Source organism: Helicobacter sp. 23-1044, from assembly GCF_053654695.1.
In genome coordinates, this window is the sequence record NZ_JBSIUQ010000012.1 from 22888 (window position 1) to 37047 (window position 14160).

Here is a 14160-nt window from a genome sequence, read left to right on the forward strand (position 1 = left end):
AATCTCAAAATTTTCCCCCTCCCTTGCGGAGGGGGATTAAGGGGGTGGGTAAAATCGATTTTTGCGTCATTGCGAGAAAATCCGTAGGATTTTCGTGGCAATCCACAATTAGATTCTGCGTTTTTTCCGTCATTGCGAGAAAATCCGTAGGATTTTCGTGGCAATCCATCTCAAATTGTCATTCTCGCACGAATGAAACGCGCTAGATTCTGCGTTTTTCGTGCATTTCGCAGAATTTTCGATAGTGTCGTCATTTAGTTTATTTGATTCGTTTGTTTTTTCTCGCAAAAGGGCTGCACCCCCCTCCCCGCTCCCCCTACTCGCCAAAAGCTGCCGCTTTTCGCTTTTAGGGGGAGTGCCTCGCTTATCCGCTTCTAGCAAAAAATCGGCACTCGCACTACTGCTCGTTTGCTCCCGATTTTTTGCACCACGAAGCGGGCGAGATTTGGGTGCTTCGCACAATAATTTATTAGATTCTGCGAAAAACGCAGAATCTTGGATTGCCACGCTCGCTTCGCTCGCTCGCAATGACGAAAAACACACTAGATTCTGCGATTCGCAGAATCTTTTGCCAAATCGCAGAATCTAAAACGCTTCTATCTCATTATACAAACTATCCCGCATCACAGGCACAAATCCCGCGTCTTTTATTTGCGCAATTAGCAACTCTTTGCTAACGCCATTTTTGCTTTTCGCCCCCGCTGCGCTTTGGATATTTTCTTGCTCTATCGTGCCATCAATGTCATTTGCGCCAAATTCCTGCGCCACTAGCGCGACATTTAGCCCCAAAGTCGCCCAATACGCCTTGATATTTGGGACATTTGGGAGCAAAATTCGGCTAATGGCGATAGTTTTTAGCACTTCGATTCCGCTAGGAAAATCCGTGATATTGAGAAAATTATTTTGCTTTTGATAAAGCAAAGGGATAAAAGCATTGAATCCCAAACTCTCATTTTGTAAATTTCTAATCGCCAAAATATGCTCGATTCGATGAATCTTTGATTCGATATGTCCAAAGAGCATTGTCGCATTGCTTTTGCGCCCCATTTTATGCCAAAGTGCGTGGATTTTTAGCCAATTTTCCGCGCTCACCTTGCCTTTGCAAACTTTTGCGCGGATTTCAGCGTTAAAAATCTCAGCCCCGCCACCGGGCATCGAATCCACGCCGCAATCCTCCATATCACGCAAAATCATCTCATAATCCTTGCCAAATTTGCGGTGCAAAAAATCCACCTCTGCCGCAGTCAAAGCCTTAATGTGAATGTCGCTAAATCGCGCTTTTAGCGTCCTAAAAATCTCAAAATACCACGCATAATCATAGTTTGGATTATGTGCGCTAACTATATGAAACTCCCGCGCCCCGCGACTATACGCGCCATTGACAGATGCCAAAATCTCATCTTTTGTCATTTCATAAGGGTTTGGATTCTTGCGATGTGCGCTAAATGCGCAAAATTTGCAAATATCAGCGCAAATATTGCTAGGATTTATGTGGCGATTTAGATTAAAATACACCTTGTTTTTGTGCTTTTGCTGCCTAATCGAATCCGCCATTTCGCCCAATTCAAACAAATCCAAATCATAAAGTCGCACTAAATTTTTCGCGTCTAAATCGCTTAAATCAATCATTTTTTTGTCCTAAATTGCATAGAATTAAAGGCGAAATTGTAGCATTTTTTGAATGAGAATTTGAGTGGATTTTGCGATTCGTGTGAAAATCGTAGAATCTAAAATAAATCTACCCACCCCCTTTGTCCCCCTCCGCAAGGGAGGGGGAGAATTTTGGATTGCTTCGTTGCACTCGCTTCGCTTTGTGCGCCTTGCAATGACGAATCTATTTTAGATTCTGCATTTAAAACAATTCTAGTATTGGTTGCTTCGCTTCGCTCGCAAATTCTGCGAATTGCGGTTGTGCTTGTAGAGTTTTTGCAATTTTTTGGGGTGGAGACTAGACTTGGGGTCTGCGACACCCCGAAAAATTGCAAATCTCTGCAATGATTACCCAAAGACGAATTGCTTTCACAGCGCATATCTCGCAACAATTTTATTTTTATACTTCACAAAAATATTCCCCCCGCGATTCACCTTTTTCAGTCTCTGCCCACCATTCTTAATCCCATAAAATTCCACTCGCCTTTGCATTCGCCCTTCGATTTTCACGCGTGAGATTTTGCGCCCTTTTAGCTCATCTGCGAGTTCTTTGGCGAAATAAAATTGATGCAAAAATAAACCATCATCGTTTGAAAACGCGCAAATGGGCTTTGCAAAAAGCATTAGCGTAGATTCAAGCACGAGCACCGCGATAATGATGACAAATCGCCGTTTATATGCGTCCTGAAATCTCGGCAGACGCAGGCGGATATCGCTCATCATTTGGCGCACCATAATCGGCACTCCGCACAAACTCATAAACATATAAATCTCTTTATTTACATCTTGGCGGATAGATAGCACGATACTCGCCACCAAGCTCACGCCACCCACAAATAGCAAAAGATTCGCGCTACCTTTGGTAAAACTTCGATAAATCGTGTAGATAAAATACACAAAGAGCGGAGGCGAGTAGAGCAGGGCAAATGCGCCAAAAATATCCACAAAATTACCGCTTGGACTGCCTGAAATATCCGTCCCATAAATGTATAAATTTAGCGTGAAGCAAAGGGTTGCAAAGATTAGAAGGACGGCGTTTTGCGACAAATTTGCCTTTAACTTCTCTAAAAATCGCATTTGCTTATTTTGCCCCAAAAGTGCGTATAAAAATATCGCCACGCAAAGCACCACAGCACTTTTGCTGATGAGTGCGAGAAGCAAAACAAGCGGGTAGATGAGAAATTTTGTGCGTGAAAATAGCTCGACATAGCAAATTAGTAGCGTAAGGCAGAGCATTGGCGTGGTTTCGTTGAAAAGTGCGCCCTGCATAATCGTGCAAGGCAATAGCGCGTAAATCCCTACGCATAGGATTGAATCGCTCTTTTGCTTTAAAATGCGATTTGAGATAAGATAGATTAAGGCGAGATTTAGCGCGTGGAAGAGCAAGTTTGGTGCTTTTAGGGCGAAGTCGTTTGCGCCAAATTTCGCTACGAAAAAATGGGCGATTTTCGCACTGGGCGTGGCGTTTGCCAAAAATAGATTTGCTTCATTGTAACTCACACTTGCGCCATCTATGAGATAAAGCAAGGCGATAATGTTTGCAAATGCGATGAGCGCGAAGTAAAAGTCGTATTTATCGCAGAATCTTTTCATTTTTTATCCGTTCGTGGGATTTTGGCGGATTTTGTGAAATTTGCGTGAATCGCAGAATCTAGTGTGCCAAATTTTGTCATTGCGAGATTTGTTTGCAAATCGTGGCGTCTGTGCGAAGCACCGACCCACACTTGCAAATCTATAAATTGCTTTGTCATTTTGAGTGAATGAAATGAGCGAAAAATCTCTATTTTGTCCCCCCACCCTTGCGCGTGGCGATACCACAGATTCCCCCTCCCTTGCGGAGGGGGCTAGGGGGTGGGTAGTTTTAGATTCTGCGATTAGATTCTGCGATTTTGCGTTAGATTCTGCGATTTTTATTCGATTTGCAGAATCTAGATTCTGTGTTTTTTTCGTCATTGCGAGATTTTGCGAAGCAAAATCGTGGCAATCCATAGGATTTACGAGCAAAGAATCTCTTTTTAGATTCTGCGTTTTTATGTGAGATTCTGCGATTTTCGCTTGAATCGCAGAATCTGCGTCATTTTCGCTGTTTTTTTGTTTGGATTTGCTTGTTTTTTTTCGCAAAAAGGGCTGCACCCCCCGCCCCGCTCCCCCTACGCGCCAAAAAGCAGCCGCTTTTTCGCTTTTAGGGGGAGAGCCTCGCTTATCCGCTTCTAGCAAAAAATCGGCACTCGCACTACTGCTCGTTTGCTCCCGATTTTTTGCACCACGAAGCGGGCGAGTTTTGGGTGCTTCGCACGATTGATTTTTATCATTTTTGCTATCGCAAAAATTTGTGGATTGCTTCGTTGTGTTCGCTACGCTCACACTGCCTCGCAATGACGAATCTATTTTGGATTCTGCGTTTAAAAACAATTCTAGTATTGGTTGCTTCGCTTCGCTCGCAAATTCTGCGAATTGCGGTGGAAGTTTTGTATTTTTAAAATTTTTTGGGTGTGAGACTAGACTAGCGGTCTGCGAACGCCCAAAAAATTTTAAAAGTGCGAAAGGTGCGCCCAAAGACGAATTGCCCCAAAAGAAATTGCCATCAATAAAACTCATCGATTTGATACCCCGCCTTTTTCAAACTCTCCCGCACTTCATTTTGATGCTCTCTGCCCTTTGTTTCTAGCGTCATTGTGATAATCGCATCGCCATAATCGATAGTCGTTGAGATGCGGTTATAGTCGATTTTGATGATGTTTGCCTCCGCCTTGCATAAAATCGCCGTTAGCTTCTCCAAACTGCCCGGTTTGTCAATCAGCACGGTTTTAAACTGCATTTTGCGATGTGCCTTAATCAAACCTTTTTCGATGATTAGACTTAACATCGTCACATCGACATTGCCCCCGCTTAAAATTATGCCGACTTTTTCATTTTGCTTTGGCGCAATTTTATGGTGCAAAATCGCCGCCACTCCCGCCGCTCCCGCACCTTCGACAACTAACTTTTGCTTTTCTAGCAAAAACAGCACCGCATTTGCGATTTCTTCATCATCTACCATCACGATGTCATCTACGCACTCTTTGATTAGCGCGAAATTCTTTGCATTCACATCGCGCACGGCAATCCCATCGGCAATCGTATGCACGGACTTTGCGTTGCAAATCGCATTTTTGTGAAATGAATCAAACATCGCTTTCGCCCCTTGCGCCACAACGCCGATAATTTTTGTCTTTGGCGAAATATTTTTATACACACTTGAAATGCCAGAAATCAGCCCGCCACCACCCACAGGCACGATGACAAAGTCCAAATCTTGCTCTTCGGCAATTTCTAGCGCGATAGTGCCCTGCCCAGCGATAATATCATCATCTGCAAAGGGGTGGATAAATGCGAGATTCTGCGATTTGGCGACTCTTAGCGCGTGATTGTAAGCATCATCGTAATTCTCCCCCGCTAAAATTACCTCCGCGCCCATATCCTGCGTGTTTTTCACCTTTAAAAGTGGCGTGGCTTCGGGCATTACAATCACACAGCGAATCGCAAAATGCTTTGCGCTAAATGCCACGCCCTGCGCGTGATTACCCGCACTTGCGGCAATTACGCCATTTTGCTTTTCAGCTTCGCTTAAACGCGAGATTTTATTAAACGCACCGCGAATCTTATATGCACCTGTCTTTTGCAAATTTTCTTTTTTTAGAAACACGCTACACTGCGCTATTTCGCTTAATTTTGGCGCGAAACTAAATTCTGTTTTTGCGATTATGTTTTGCACGCGCGCTCTTGCGTCTTTGAAGTTTTGTAAAGCTATCATTTGCGTCCTTTGTGAAATTCTTGCAATATTATTGGCAATGCGATTAAAATGCCTGATAAAATTATAAGAAAAATCCCTGAAAAAATAAAAATATTTGGCAGTGAATCGCCTAGCAAAATGCCAAGCACCGCGCTAAAAACGATTCGACTATAATCTATTGGCGCGACAATCCCAGCGGGGGCAAAAGTGTAAGCACGAGTGATATAATACTGCCCAAAAGTCCCCATAATGCCTACTACCACGATAAAAAAGAAGTCTTTGAAAGTTAGCGCGCTAAATGAATCTTGTGCGATTAAAATCGCCACAAATCCCATCACACTCGCCACCACGCCAAAACTAAGCATAATCTCCAAATCATCAAAATATCCTTTTAGCGAACGAATGCTAATAAAGGCAAGTGCGGCAAATGTGGCACTTATGATACCGCAAAAAATGGTAAAAGGCGGGAGATTTGAAGTTTGCGGATTACTAATCAAAATCACGCCGATAAATCCCACGCACACGCTTACAATCTGCGATATTTTAAGCGATTCACGCAAGATAAAAAACGCAAAAATCGCCGTCCAAATGGGCGCACTTTGTGCAAAGGCAATCGCCGTCCCAAGCTCGATATGCGCGACATTATAAAGCATTGCATAAAGCGAAATGCTCCCCACCACCGCACGAAAGAGCAACTTGCCCCACCCACCTTTTTTGTGATGGTGCTTGTGGCGCTTCTTGCTTCGAATCCACAAGAGCAACGCCACAAACACGCTCATCGTAATGCCACGAAAGAAGAGATTTTCGTGGATTGTGATATTTTGCGAGAGAATTTTTAGCGCGGAGTTCATAAACGAAAAAAACAGCGCACCCAAAAACATATAAAGCATTCCAAGCGAAATGAGTTTGTTTCGTGTCATAATTATCCTTTTAAAAGCGTAAATTGTAGCGTAAATGAACTAAATTCGCAGAATCTGCCTTAATTTTGGCGAAACGCAGAATCTAATATTGTTTTAGTGAATCGCAGAATCTAGAATAGATTCGTCATTGCGAACGAGCGAAGCGAGTGTGGCAATCTATGATTTATTTAAAAAATATGGATTGCTTCGTTGTTTTCGCTTCGCTCAAACTGCCTCGCAATGACGAAATTAGTGGCAGATTCTGCGAAACTTGCAATTTTATTTTATTTTGCTATAATCCGCACTTTTAAATTTTACATTACGGAGTTGAAAATGGCATTATATGATAGAAATTACACGCAAGGCGTGGGCGTTGAGCGAGCGAGTGAAAATGCGCTTGTGGCATTTGTGAAAGAAACTTACAAGTTTTTTGCGGCGAGCTTGCTTTTTGGCACGATTGGGGCGTATATCGCGCTACCTTTTGCGGAGAGAATTATCGGGTTGCCGATGTTTGGGATTTTCGCACTTGAAATTATCTCGCTAATCGCGCTTCATTTTTTGAAAGATAAGCCTGTGGTGAATGTGATTTTGCTTTTCACCTTTACAACGCTCACAGGCATTGCGTTAGTGCCGCTTTTATATAGCGTATTGTCGCTCCCTGCGGGTGTTAGCATAGTTGCACAGGCACTTTTAGGCACAACCATCGTATTTGGCATTATGTCGCTATACGCGCTAAAAACAAAGAGCGATTTGTCAAGCTGGGGTAAAATCCTATTTATCGCGCTTATTGGCATTATCGTGGCAAGTCTCATCAACCTTGTGGCGGGATATTTCTTTGGATTTCAAAATGCGGGGTTAGTTAGCGTGGTGATTTCAGGCATTGCCACAATCGTTTTCACGCTTTATATCGCCTATGATACGCAAAATATCATTCGCGGACGCTACGATAGCCCGATAATGGCGGCAATCAGCCTTTATTTAGATGTTTATAATCTATTTGTGAGCCTACTACACATACTTGGATATGCAAATAGGGACTGAAAAACGCCTAATTGACGCGAATCTCAATCGTTTAAGAGAAGGGATTCGCGTGGTTGAGGATATTGCAAGATATATCTTAAATGATTTGTCTTTGGCAAGTCGCCTTAAAACTCTGCGCCACAGGGCGCGAATCGATAATGCGAATCTTTTGGATTCACTACTCCAAAACCGCGACATAAAAAATGACATTCTTAAAAAATCCACACAAAGTGAGATTATGCGAGATTCACTGCGTGATATTGCAATCGCAAACTTTAAACGCGCACAAGAATCAGCAAGGGTTTTGGAGGAAATATTTAAGTTAGATTTTGCAAATGGTGAAAAAAACGCAGAATCTACGGAAGATTCTGCGAAAATTACGCTAGATTCTGCGACTCGCACGAAAAACGCAGAATCTAAAATAGATTCGTCATTGCGAGTGAGCGAAGCGAACGCGGCAATCCACAGGATTTGCGAACGAAGCAAGGCAACTATCCAAGAGCAAAAAACTAGATTGCCACGATTTTCTAGCGAAAATCTCGCAATGACAAATGAAAATAGTTTCGCCGAATCAACCGCAATTTGCGAGATTTTTAAGGCGATTCGCTATGAATTATATGATATTGAAATCACATATTTTGAAGTTTTTTGCAAAGGATAATTTTATGTGTGGCATTTTAGGAACGCTCCCAGCGAGCAATAGAGCAAATTTCACAAATGCACTAAATGCGCTATCCCATCGTGGTGCGGATGATTGTGGGATTTATGAAAGCAAAGAGATTATGCTTGGGCATAGGCGATTGTCGATTTTGGATTTAAGTGATAATGCAAGGCAACCGATGGGATTTGAGGGGAGGAAAATTGCTCCCATAATCGAAAATACGGGGGGGGGGGAAGCAATTCGTCTTCGGGTATGCAATTCACACATAACTTCCCGCAATCCCCGTCAAATTCGCAGAATCTCCGCTATCAAATCGTATTTAACGGCGAGATTTACAATTTCATTGAGTTAAAAGAAATTCTCATCGCAAAAGGTTACATTTTCCGCACAAACTCCGACACAGAGGTCATTTTGGCGAGTTTTGCAGAGTGGGGCGAAGTGTGCCTAAATAAGTTTAACGGCGCATTTGCCTTCGCGCTGTGGGATGAAAAAGAAAAAAGATTATTTTTGGCGCGCGATAGATTTGGCAAAAAACCGCTATTTTACGCATTCACAAAGGATAAAGATGGCAGAAATTTATTTGTCTTTGCAAGTGAGATGAAGGCGATTTATCCGTATTTGCGGGACTTAAAACCACATAAAGATTTTATCAAAATGGCAAATATAAATAACATTTTTGATTATGAAAGCGGGGAAAATCGCCTAATTGATGGGATAAAGTCCTTTCCGCACTCGCATTTTGCGTATTTTGATGGGAGAAATCTTGCATTTAGGCGTTATTATCACATTTTGGATAACATTAAAGCACCGCCAAAACGCTATGATGACGCAGTGGAGCAGTTTAGAGAATTATTTTTAGATGCGGTGAAAATTCGTATGCGAAGCGATGTGCCGATTGGAACGGCGTTAAGCGGTGGATTAGATTCAAGTGCTACGATTTGTGCGATGGCGCAAATCGCAAGGCAAAATCCCACTACGCGCGAATGCAGGGACTTTCAGCACGCTTTTGTCGCTTGCTTTGATGGAACTGCGCTAGATGAGCGAGTTTATGCAAAAAAAGTAACAGATTTTTTGAAAATAAAGGCGGATTTTTTAGAGATAAAGGCACTTAATTTTTGGGATAAAATCACGCATTATTTTTATATGTTTGAGGATTTGTATCTTACCTCGCCCATCCCTATGATTGCCACATATAGGGCGGTAAAGCAAAGTGGCGTTAGCGTAACACTCGATGGGCACGGCGCAGATGAGTTGTTTAGCGGATATGGACATTTGCTAAATGCCCTGTGGGATGCGAAGTTTTCCCCAAAAATGTTTTTAGATATTTTGCAAACGCACAATGCCACCACGAGCAATAAACTTACGCTCTTTAACGCACTAAAACACACCGCCAAAATCGCCATAAAGCAAGGCACGGGATTTAAGAAAAAAGCACTTTTTGCGGAAAATCACGCAAATTTTAAGCATTTAGATTATTTCAGCGCACAACTTTTGGGGATTTTTTATGAAAGCATTTTGCCGACTTTGCTTCGCAACTACGATAGGTATTCGATGATAAATGGCGTGGAGATTCGTATGCCATTTATGGACTATCGATTGGTGGAGTTTGTGTTTTCCCTGCCGTATCATTTTAAATTTGGAGGCGGATATACAAAACGCCTAATTCGCGATAGTGTGAGTGATTTTATGCCTAGTGAAGTGGCGTGGCGAAAGTCAAAGATTGGGTTTAACTCGCCGATTGTGGATTGGTTGCAGGGAGATTTGAGGGAGTGGGGGATGGATTTGGTGCATTCACGCGAGTTTTTACAATGTGAGTTAGTGGAAAATCCCGCGCAAATCGCGCATTTAATGGAGCAAATTTGCAGTGGGGCGGAAAATTCATTTAGCGCAGGAGAGAGGTTGTGGTGCGGGATAAATCCGTATTTATGGAGAGAGGGATTAAAAGAGGCGATTAGATTTTAGTGCAATTCGTCTTTGGGCGACAATTTGTGTCTTGGATATGTAATTTGCGCCGTTTTGATATTTTTCGTCATTGCGAGCGAGTAAAGCGAGCGTGGCAATCCAAAAAAAATATTTAGATTCTGCGAATCGCAGAATCTAGTAAAAAAAATACGAAATTCGCAAAATCTACGCCAGATTCTGCAAATCATCACACATTTAACAAACTTTAATTTTTTTATGCTAAAATCGCGGTTTTATTTTTTGAAAAGGAGATTTCGTGGAGAGGACACTTTCGATTATTAAACCCGATGCCGTGAAAAAAAATGCGATTGGCAAAATCATCGATAGATTCGAGTGCAATGGACTAAAAATCGCTGCGATGCGAAAACTAACGCTAAGCGAGAAAAACGCGCAGGATTTTTATGCGATTCACAAAGAACGCCCGTTTTTTAGGGATTTGGTGGCGTTTATGACGAGCGGACCTGTCGTGGCACTCGTGTTAGAGGGCGAAAATGCGGTGAAAAAAAATCGCGAATTGATGGGCGATACCGACCCTAAAAAGGCGGCGAAAGGCACGATTCGCGCGGACTTTGCGGAGAGCATTGACGCAAATGCGGTGCACGGTAGCGATAGTTTGGAGAATGCGAAAAATGAAATCGCATTTTTCTTTTCGCACACGCAAATTAGTTGAGATTCTGCGCTAGATTCTGCGAATTTTTGCGTAAAAAAGTCAAATGAAAATAGAATTTAGAAAGATTGGATTTGAGGCGAAACCCTTTAATTTGCACTTGCAAGGCGATGATTTTGAAGTGCAAATTAGCGGGGCGTTGCAAAGAATGCAAAATGAGAGTAATCTAATCAAAATAGATTCTGCGATTTTGGGTGAAATGCGCGTGATTTGCGATAGAAGTGGCGAGATTTTTAGCGAAAAAATCAACGAAAAGACGGCGATTTTTGTAAAAAATGGCGCGTATAATTCAAATGATGATTCGCAGAATCTCGCTGTGATTGAGGTTTTTGATGATTTCATAAATTTAGATGAAATATTTTTGGGCGAGATTGAATCGCTGAAATTAGACTATCACATAAAGGAGTAAAAAATGGCAGTTGTTCCAAAGAGAAGAGTTAGCAAGACACGAGGTTTGAAGCGCAGGACACATTACAAAGTCAAATTGCAAATGCCTGTGAAAGACAAAAATGGTAATTGGAAGTTGCCACACACCATCTGCAAAGAAACGGGCAATTATAAGTGAAAATCGTGCTTGACGCGATGGGTGGCGATAATGGCGTCGCTCCCATCATCGCAGGATTGCGCTGTGCGCTAGATTCACGCGGTGATTTTAGTGCGATTGTGGTGGGCGATGAGCGCGAGATTTGCAAACATATCACGCCAAATGCGCGAGTTGCGATTCACCACTGCGAAAATGCGATAAAAATGGAGGACGCCGCCACAAACGCGCTAAAAAAGAAGGATACCTCCATCTATCAGGCAGTCGAGCTTGTGCGCGAAAATGCGGGCGATGTGGTGATTTCTGCGGGGCATAGCGGGGCGAGTATGAGCCTTGCCACGCTACGATTTGGGCGAGTTGGCGGGATTTTGCGTCCTGCGATTTGCACCACGATGCCACGAATTGACAAAAAGACTAGCATAATTTTGGACGCTGGGGCAAATGTCGATTGCAAGGCGGAGCATTTGGTGCAGTTCGCGCAGATGGGATATGAATACGCAAAGTCTGTGTTAGGCTATCAAAACCCGCGCGTGGGACTTTTGGCAAATGGCGAAGAAGATTCAAAGGGTAATGAACTCACAAAAGAGGCGTTTAAAACGCTACAAAACTTCGCATTTTTCAAAGGCAATGTTGAAGGCAATGACATTTTTAACGCAAGTATCGATGTAATCGTGTGTGATGGATTTGCCGGTAATTTGGTGCTAAAAGCAAGCGAGGGCGTGGCGGAGGCGATTAGCGCGATTTTAAAAGAAGAGATTGGCAAAAGTCTCAAAAATAAAATCGGTGCTTTGCTGATGAAGGACGCATTTATGGCACTTAAAAAGCGCACACATTACGCAGAATACGGCGGTGCGCCACTTTTAGGCGTGAAAAAAAATCTAATCATTTGTCACGGCAAAAGCAACGGACGGGCGATTGAGTGCGCGATTTATCAAGGCATAAGCGCGGTAGAATCGCAGGTGGTGGAGAAAATCGAAAAGATTTTCACGCAAGAATAAGGGAGATTTTATGGATTCTGCAAATATTTTCGCTTCGCTAAAATCAATCGCTTCTTTTGTGCCATCTCGTAGCGTTTCAAACGCCGAGTTTGAGAAAACGCTAGATACAAGCGATGAGTGGATAACCAAGCGCACGGGGATAAAAAGCAGATTTTTCGCAGAATCTACGCAAAGCACGAGCGATATGGGATATGAAGCAGCGAAAATCGCCCTGCACCGCGCGAATCTAACCGCTGATAAAATCGATATGGTAGTTTGCGCGACTTTATCGCCTGACTATCTTTGTATGCCCTCCACTGCGGTGCTTATCGCGCATAAGTTAGGCATTACAAACAAACCTGCCTTTGATATTTCATCGGCGTGTAGCGGGTTTATTTACTTGCTTTCAATCGCAAAGGCATATATCGAAAGTGGCGCGTGTAGGCATATTTTGATTGTGGGGGCGGAGAAAATAAGCTCTGTGCTTGATTTTAGCGATAGGGGGACTTGCATTCTCTTTGGCGATGGTGCGGGAGCGGCGGTTGTGGGGCGGAGCGATGATGCGAAAAAATCGATTTTAGATGTTAGCATTAGCGCGGATGGCAAATATGCAAATTTGCTCTGCACACCGCGAGATTCTGCGCTTCAAATGAAGGGCAATGAGATTTTTAAACTCGCCGTTAAGACGCTCACAAATGATGTGTTAGAGATTTTGGCGAAAAATAAAATGACTGCTGAAAATATCGACTTTTTTATCCCGCATCAGGCGAATTTGCGGATTATAAAGGCGGTGGGCGATGCGCTGAAATTTGACGCGCAAAAAATCGTGCTGACCGTGCAAAAATACGGCAACACTTCGGCGGCAAGTATTCCAATGGCAATCGATGAGATTTATAATGATGGGCGGTTGAAAAGGGGCGATTTGCTACTGCTAGACGCCTTTGGCGGGGGACTAACTTGGGGTTCGAGCTTGGTATATTTTGATGGGGAGTGAAAAGGGTGTTTATTGACAAAATCGCAGAATCTGTGAATAGATTCTGCGAATCGCACGAAAATCGCAGAATCTAATAAAAAAATACAAAAATCGCAGAATCTACGCCAAAAAAATATTAAGATTCTGCAAATTTATGGCGAATCGTAGAATCTAAAAAATCCGTCATTGCGAGGTGAATTTATGATTTGCCAAAGGCAATCCGAATCTTAAAGCGAATCGCCCCCACTCCGTCATTGCGAGAAAATGCGTAGCATTTTCGTGGCAATCCAAATCACACGAATCTAAACGCTAGATTCACACAAATTCAAAGATAAATCCCCAAAGATTCGCACATTAGATTCGTAAGATTCGCATAGATTCACGCAATTTAAGCGCGAATCTAAAAAATCACTATTTATCATTTTTTAACTTCTCTAATTTTCCCATTTTCCAAAGATACAAATCCAACTCTCTAAAAGTGCAATTTAGCGCGAATCTTTTTCTAAATTTATCCAAAATTTCCACATATTTAGGGTAATTTTCTAGTTCAAAATCATCATCGCTAAATTCCGCAAATTTGTATTGCTTATTAAATGCCTTTAATTTTTTACACACGATACTATCAAAAATCGCGTAATTATCGCATTTATACACCATACAATTATGCAACGCGCAGTATTTTGTGGCAAAAGAGTAGAGTTTGATTTCTTTATCGCCATTTTTAAAAATCGCCAATTCACGCACCAAATTTTTATCCCACTTTTGCAAACGCGAATCAAAGTCCTTTATACTAATGATTCGCTCGGCAATATCGGGGATTTTGACATTTTTAGTCGCATTTGTGCTATAAAAATTATCAAGGCAACCTATTTTTAGGATAATTTCAGTTAGATTCGTGTTGCTTTTGTATTGATTGAAAAGCAAATCTAGCGCATTAGTTTCAAGCGTGCAATGTCGCACTTCGCGCATATTATCCCAAATCTTATCGATTCGCTTCATATCATCTTTGCTTGGCGTATTTGGTGGCATTTTGGACTC

21 protein-coding genes are annotated in these 14160 nt (G+C 42.4%); 11 read left to right on the forward strand and 10 right to left on the reverse strand.

The genetic code is table 11. From position 1 onward, the window contains the following. Positions 1-4 precede the first annotated feature (4 nt). Complete coding sequence (locus tag ACWIUD_RS09620) at positions 5-169, reverse strand: hypothetical protein (protein ID WP_454148716.1); 165 nt, start codon at positions 167-169, stop codon at positions 5-7. Next, the gene (locus ACWIUD_RS09625) at positions 130-462 is read right to left on the reverse strand and encodes a hypothetical protein (protein ID WP_454148717.1); all 333 of its coding nucleotides are present in this window, start codon (positions 460-462) and stop codon (positions 130-132) included. The genes ACWIUD_RS09620 and ACWIUD_RS09625 overlap by 40 nt, the downstream gene beginning before the upstream one ends. On the opposite strand from ACWIUD_RS09625, the gene ACWIUD_RS09630 reads away from it, so the two are divergent. Continuing rightward, entirely contained in the window at positions 446-589 is a 144-nt protein-coding gene (locus tag ACWIUD_RS09630; protein ID WP_454148718.1) for a hypothetical protein, read from the forward strand. The genes ACWIUD_RS09625 and ACWIUD_RS09630 overlap by 17 nt on opposite strands. Here the strand turns inward: ACWIUD_RS09630 and mqnE are convergent. From mqnE to ACWIUD_RS09660, 6 genes are all read right to left on the reverse strand, one after another. Continuing rightward, a complete protein-coding gene (gene mqnE, locus ACWIUD_RS09635) occupies positions 586-1629 on the reverse strand; it encodes an aminofutalosine synthase MqnE (protein WP_454148719.1) in 1044 nt (347 codons plus the stop codon). The two genes, ACWIUD_RS09630 and mqnE, sit on opposite strands and share 4 nt — an antisense overlap. A 98-nt stretch (positions 1630-1727) precedes the next feature. Beyond that, entirely contained in the window at positions 1728-1985 is a 258-nt protein-coding gene (locus tag ACWIUD_RS09640; RefSeq protein ID WP_454148720.1) for a hypothetical protein, read from the reverse strand. A gap of 34 nt (positions 1986-2019) precedes the next feature. Further along, a complete protein-coding gene (locus ACWIUD_RS09645) occupies positions 2020-3243 on the reverse strand; it encodes a glycosyltransferase family 39 protein (RefSeq protein WP_454148721.1) in 1224 nt (407 codons plus the stop codon). 3 nt (positions 3244-3246) lie between these two features. After that, entirely contained in the window at positions 3247-4248 is a 1002-nt protein-coding gene (locus tag ACWIUD_RS09650; RefSeq protein ID WP_454148722.1) for a hypothetical protein, read from the reverse strand. Next, a complete protein-coding gene (gene ilvA / locus ACWIUD_RS09655; protein WP_454148723.1) occupies positions 4235-5443 on the reverse strand; it encodes a threonine ammonia-lyase in 1209 nt (402 codons plus the stop codon). The genes ACWIUD_RS09650 and ilvA overlap by 14 nt, the downstream gene beginning before the upstream one ends. Beyond that, the gene (locus tag ACWIUD_RS09660) at positions 5440-6342 is read right to left on the reverse strand and encodes a DMT family transporter (protein ID WP_454148724.1); all 903 of its coding nucleotides are present in this window, start codon (positions 6340-6342) and stop codon (positions 5440-5442) included. Before ACWIUD_RS09660 ends, ilvA begins: the two co-directional genes overlap by 4 nt. Before the next feature lie 158 nt (positions 6343-6500). Between ACWIUD_RS09660 and ACWIUD_RS09665 the strand changes: the two genes are divergently transcribed. From ACWIUD_RS09665 to asnB, 5 genes are read left to right on the forward strand one after another with little or no spacing between them, the layout of a single operon-like run. Continuing rightward, entirely contained in the window at positions 6501-6632 is a 132-nt protein-coding gene (locus ACWIUD_RS09665; RefSeq protein ID WP_454148725.1) for a hypothetical protein, read from the forward strand. A 22-nt stretch (positions 6633-6654) separates the two neighbouring features. Further along, entirely contained in the window at positions 6655-7362 is a 708-nt protein-coding gene (locus ACWIUD_RS09670; RefSeq protein ID WP_454148726.1) for a Bax inhibitor-1/YccA family protein, read from the forward strand. Further along, positions 7346-8002, forward strand: coding sequence for a hypothetical protein (locus ACWIUD_RS09675; protein WP_454148767.1), 657 nt, complete (start codon positions 7346-7348; stop codon positions 8000-8002). Before ACWIUD_RS09670 ends, ACWIUD_RS09675 begins: the two co-directional genes overlap by 17 nt. Next, entirely contained in the window at positions 7950-8354 is a 405-nt protein-coding gene (locus ACWIUD_RS09680; RefSeq protein ID WP_454148727.1) for a hypothetical protein, read from the forward strand. Before ACWIUD_RS09675 ends, ACWIUD_RS09680 begins: the two co-directional genes overlap by 53 nt. Then, positions 8255-9964 (forward strand): asparagine synthase (glutamine-hydrolyzing), encoded by a 1710-nt coding sequence (asnB, locus tag ACWIUD_RS09685; protein ID WP_454148728.1) that lies wholly within the window; start codon positions 8255-8257, stop codon positions 9962-9964. The genes ACWIUD_RS09680 and asnB overlap by 100 nt, the downstream gene beginning before the upstream one ends. Here asnB and ACWIUD_RS09690 read toward each other — a convergent pair. Continuing rightward, positions 9961-10152, reverse strand: coding sequence for a hypothetical protein (locus ACWIUD_RS09690; protein WP_454148729.1), 192 nt, complete (start codon positions 10150-10152; stop codon positions 9961-9963). The genes asnB and ACWIUD_RS09690 overlap by 4 nt on opposite strands. Before the next feature lie 68 nt (positions 10153-10220). Here ACWIUD_RS09690 and ndk point away from each other — a divergent pair, with 68 nt between their 5' ends. From ndk to ACWIUD_RS09715, 5 genes are read left to right on the forward strand one after another with little or no spacing between them, the layout of a single operon-like run. Next, positions 10221-10634 (forward strand): nucleoside-diphosphate kinase, encoded by a 414-nt coding sequence (gene ndk, locus ACWIUD_RS09695; protein WP_454148730.1) that lies wholly within the window; start codon positions 10221-10223, stop codon positions 10632-10634. Between the two features lie 43 nt (positions 10635-10677). Next, positions 10678-11040, forward strand: a complete 363-nt coding sequence (locus ACWIUD_RS09700) for a hypothetical protein (RefSeq protein WP_454148731.1) — start codon at positions 10678-10680, stop codon at positions 11038-11040. 3 nt (positions 11041-11043) lie between these two features. Then, a complete protein-coding gene (gene rpmF / locus ACWIUD_RS09705) occupies positions 11044-11196 on the forward strand; it encodes a 50S ribosomal protein L32 (RefSeq protein ID WP_454136439.1) in 153 nt (50 codons plus the stop codon). Next, complete coding sequence (gene plsX, locus ACWIUD_RS09710; protein WP_454148732.1) at positions 11193-12170, forward strand: phosphate acyltransferase PlsX; 978 nt, start codon at positions 11193-11195, stop codon at positions 12168-12170. The genes rpmF and plsX overlap by 4 nt, the downstream gene beginning before the upstream one ends. 10 nt (positions 12171-12180) lie before the next feature. Then, positions 12181-13143: a beta-ketoacyl-ACP synthase III gene (locus ACWIUD_RS09715; protein WP_454148733.1), complete on the forward strand. Its 963-nt coding sequence runs from the start codon at positions 12181-12183 to the stop codon at positions 13141-13143. A 390-nt stretch (positions 13144-13533) separates the two neighbouring features. On the opposite strand, the gene ACWIUD_RS09720 is transcribed toward ACWIUD_RS09715, so the two are convergent. After that, positions 13534-14151, reverse strand: coding sequence for a hypothetical protein (locus ACWIUD_RS09720; protein WP_454148734.1), 618 nt, complete (start codon positions 14149-14151; stop codon positions 13534-13536). Between the last annotated feature and the right edge of the window lie 9 nt (positions 14152-14160).